Source organism: Citrobacter sp. wls757 (genome assembly GCF_005280935.1).
GTDB classification, from domain to species: Bacteria; Pseudomonadota; Gammaproteobacteria; order Enterobacterales; family Enterobacteriaceae; genus Citrobacter; species Citrobacter portucalensis.
Genome location: NZ_SZWU01000015.1, coordinates 467,635 through 471,545, shown reverse-complemented (window position 1 = coordinate 471,545; position 3,911 = coordinate 467,635). Strand labels below are relative to the sequence as shown.

Here is a 3,911-nt window from a genome sequence, read left to right as displayed (position 1 = left end):
CCGCCACATTGCTGTTGGCGGTTTTCTTGAACAATAACGACAACTTAATAGAAGTCGCAGGTGGCTTTTTCAGCCTGCTCCATCCACACCGGTTTATCACTGGTTTTGGACCAGACGCGGTGCAGATAGCTGTAAAAACGGGCGCGGTCTTTCCAGAACAACATGACCGGCAGCGCCAGCACGCCCGCCACAACGGCAAAGGTACGGCGCAAGAAAACAATGTGTGCTGGATATTCTTTATAAAAGTCCATAATCCTCTCCCATATATCTGTTCGGTGAATCGCACCGGAAAAATAAACTTGGTTAACTGATGAAAATAATACCGCCTTGTGTGTAATTTTGCTACTCATCCGACCACTTATTTTTATCTATTGATGCTCCGTTTAGCTAAAAACCGTAACTAAGTTACATAAAGGTTAAATTAATACTAATCATTAGTTAAATAATGGTCTTTGCCATTTTTATACTTTTTTTACACCCCTCCCACTGATTTTTGCGAAATCTTTGCAAGCAAAAATCTACGCTCTGGTTATCACATTTATGCCACTGGAGGTGCACCGTGAGTGCAGGCGTGATAACCGGCATTGTGCTGGTCTTTTTATTATTAGGTTATCTGGTGTATGCCCTGATTAATGCGGAGGCGTTCTGATGGCGGCCCAAGGATTTTTACTCATTGCCAGTTTCTTGCTGGTACTGTTTATCATCGCCAGACCGCTGGGTTTTGGCTTGGCTCGGCTGATCAATAATACGTCCCTGCCGGGCCTGGCTGGCGTGGAACATCTGCTCTGGCGCGGTCTGGGCATCTCGCAGCAGGAGATGAACTGGCGGCAGTATCTGTTGGCGATCCTCGCGCTCAATGTGCTGGGGTTGCTGGTCCTGTTTTCAATGCTGATGGCGCAAAACCTGCTGCCGCTAAATCCGCAACAGCTACCTGGGCTTTCGTGGGATTTGGCGCTCAACACGGCGGTAAGTTTTGTCACCAACACCAACTGGCAATCCTATGCTGGCGAAACCACCTTAAGCTACTTCAGCCAGATGGTCGGGCTAACCGTGCAGAACTTCCTGTCAGCGGCAACCGGGATTGCGGTGATTTTTGCCCTGGCCCGTGCCTTTACTCGCCAGAGTATGAACACGCTGGGCAACGCCTGGGTCGATCTGGTTCGCATTACGCTGTGGATCCTGCTCCCCATTGCATTGCTCATTGCGTTGTTCTTCATTCAGCAAGGTGTGCTGCAAAACGTGTTGCCCTATCAGCCCATTACGACCCTTGAAGGGGTGAAACAGCTGCTGCCAATGGGGCCCGTCGCCTCACAGGAAGCGATTAAGATGCTTGGCACTAACGGGGGTGGGTTCTTTAACGCTAACTCATCACATCCATTTGAAAACCCTACCGCGTTGACCAATCTGGTACAGATGCTGGCCATTTTCTTAATTCCTACCGCGCTATGTTTTGCCTTTGGTGATGTGGTTGGCGATCGTCGCCAGGGGCGGACCCTGCTGTGGGCCATGTCGCTGATATTTGTAGTCTGCGTAGCCGTGGTGATGTGGGCCGAAGTTCAAGGCAACCCGCACCTGATGGCATTCGGTGCAGACAGTAATATCAACATGGAAGGCAAAGAAAGCCGCTTTGGCGTGCTGGCTACGAGTCTTTTTTCCGTCGTGACGACAGCGGCATCTTGCGGCGCTGTCGATGCGATGCATGACTCCTTCACCGCGCTGGGCGGGATGGTGCCGATGTGGCTAATGCAGATTGGCGAAGTGGTCTTCGGTGGTGTCGGTTCGGGCCTGTACGGCATGCTGCTGTTCGTGTTGTTGGCGGTGTTTATCGCGGGCCTGATGATTGGTCGCACGCCGGAATATCTGGGTAAGAAAATAGACGTGCGTGAAATGAAAATGACCGCACTGGCGATTCTGGTCACCCCTGCGCTGGTCCTGCTCGGTACGGCGATAGCGATGATGAGCGACGCCGGACGCAGCGCCATGCTCAATCCTGGTCCACATGGCTTTAGTGAGGTGTTGTACGCCGTATCGTCTGCCGCGAACAACAACGGCAGTGCCTTCGCCGGATTAAGCGCCAACAGCCCGTTCTGGAACTGTCTGCTGGCCCTGTGCATGTTCTTCGGCCGTTTCGGCGTGATCATTCCCGTGATGGCAATTGCCGGATCGCTGGTCAGTAAAAAGATCCAGCCAGCAAGTCCAGGCACGCTGCCTACTCACGGTGCACTGTTTGTCGGGTTGTTAATCGGTACGGTGTTACTGGTTGGCGCCCTCACCTTTGTTCCTGCCCTGGCGCTTGGCCCGGTCGCAGAATACCTGTCATTACACTGAGTGATGCGGAGCACATGACTATGAGTCGCAAGCAACTGGCGCTGTTCGAACCCTCTCTGGTCGCACAGGCGCTGATGGACGCCGTGAAAAAATTAAGCCCACATACCCAGTGGCGCAATCCGGTGATGTTTATCGTCTGGCTGGGCAGTCTGCTGACAACCCTGTTAACGTTGGCAATGGCCACAGGCCATATGCAAGGCAATCCGTGGTTTACCGGCGCGATAAGTCTGTGGCTGTGGGTCACCGTTCTGTTCGCCAACTTTGCCGAAGCGCTGGCGGAAGGACGCAGTAAGGCTCAGGCTAACAGTCTGAAAGGAGTGAAAAAAACTGCTTTTGCTCGCAAACTCCGCGAGCCGAAATACGGTGCCGCCATGGATCACGTTCCGGCGGAGGATTTGCGCAAAGGAGATATCGTGTTAGTAGAAGCGGGCGATATTATCCCGTGTGACGGCGAGGTCATCGAAGGTGGCGCATCGGTAGATGAAAGCGCCATTACCGGTGAATCCGCGCCGGTCATTCGTGAATCCGGTGGTGATTTCGCCTCCGTCACCGGCGGGACCCGCATCCTCTCCGACTGGCTGGTGATCGAATGTAGCGTAAACCCTGGTGAAACGTTCCTCGACCGAATGATCGCCATGGTTGAAGGCGCGCAGCGGCGTAAAACACCGAATGAAATCGCCCTGACGATCCTGTTAATAGCCCTGACCATCGTTTTTCTGCTGGCGACCGCCACGCTGTGGCCGTTTTCCGCCTGGGGTGGTAGCGCGGTCAGCGTCACGGTACTGGTTGCCCTGCTGGTGTGTCTGATCCCCACCACCATCGGCGGGCTACTCTCCGCAATTGGCGTCGCCGGGATGAGCCGCATGCTGGGCGCGAACGTCATCGCCACCAGCGGACGTGCAGTAGAAGCTGCGGGTGACGTGGACGTATTGCTGCTGGACAAAACCGGCACCATTACGCTGGGTAACCGCCAGGCTTCAGATTTTCTGCCCGCCCAGGGCGTGGACGAAAAAACGCTGGCCGACGCCGCGCAGCTTTCATCACTGGCCGATGAAACCCCAGAAGGCCGCAGCATCGTGATTCTGGCTAAACAGCGCTTTAATCTGCGTATTCGCGACGTGCAATCGCTGCACGCCACCTTTGTACCGTTTACCGCCCAAAGCCGAATGAGCGGGATCAACATCGACAACCGTATGATCCGCAAAGGGTCGGTCGATGCTATTCGTCGTCACGTTGAAGCCAACGGCGGCCACTTCCCTGCCGACGTGGAGCAGAAGGTCGAAAACGTCGCACACCTTGGCGCTACGCCGCTGGTGGTTGCCGAAGGCTCCCGCGTGCTGGGCGTGATTGCCCTGAAAGATATCGTAAAAGGCGGAATCAAAGAACGTTTTGCCCAACTACGCAAAATGGGCATCAAAACGGTGATGATCACCGGCGATAACCGTTTAACCGCCGCCGCGATTGCGGCAGAAGCCGGGGTAGATGACTTCTTAGCTGAAGCCACGCCGGAAGCCAAGCTGGCGCTGATTCGTCAGTATCAGGCGGAAGGTCGTCTGGTAGCGATGACCGGCGACGGAACCAAC

The 3,911-nt window shown here is 54.6% G+C and carries 4 protein-coding genes; 3 read left to right on the top strand and 1 reads right to left on the bottom strand.

Annotation, left to right across the window (positions count from 1 at the left end):
* Positions 1-44: 44 nt before the first annotated feature.
* The gene (locus FDW94_RS04010) at positions 45-251 is read right to left on the bottom strand and encodes a YbfA family protein (protein WP_003022870.1); all 207 of its coding nucleotides are present in this window, start codon (positions 249-251) and stop codon (positions 45-47) included.
* Between the two features lie 308 nt (positions 252-559).
* On the opposite strand from FDW94_RS04010, the gene kdpF reads away from it, so the two are divergent.
* The 3 genes from kdpF to kdpB all read left to right on the top strand — a co-directional run.
* On the top strand, positions 560-649 hold the full coding sequence (gene kdpF / locus FDW94_RS04005; RefSeq protein WP_001670793.1) for a K(+)-transporting ATPase subunit F: 90 nt from the start codon (positions 560-562) through the stop codon (positions 647-649).
* Entirely contained in the window at positions 649-2,328 is a 1,680-nt protein-coding gene (gene kdpA / locus FDW94_RS04000; RefSeq protein ID WP_032942710.1) for a potassium-transporting ATPase subunit KdpA, read from the top strand. The genes kdpF and kdpA overlap by 1 nt, the downstream gene beginning before the upstream one ends.
* 20 nt (positions 2,329-2,348) lie before the next feature.
* Positions 2,349-3,911, top strand: a 1,563-nt coding sequence (gene kdpB / locus FDW94_RS03995; RefSeq protein WP_249358286.1) for a potassium-transporting ATPase subunit KdpB, incomplete at its 3' end; no start/stop codon positions are given.

What these genes read in the sequence shown, in the direction of transcription:
- FDW94_RS04010 (WP_003022870.1), bottom strand. Translation starts at nt 251, where the DNA reads ATGGACTTTTATAAAGAATATCCAGCACACATTGTTTTCTTGCGCCGT.
- kdpA (WP_032942710.1), top strand. Translation starts at nt 649, where the DNA reads ATGGCGGCCCAAGGATTTTTACTCATTGCCAGTTTCTTGCTGGTACTG.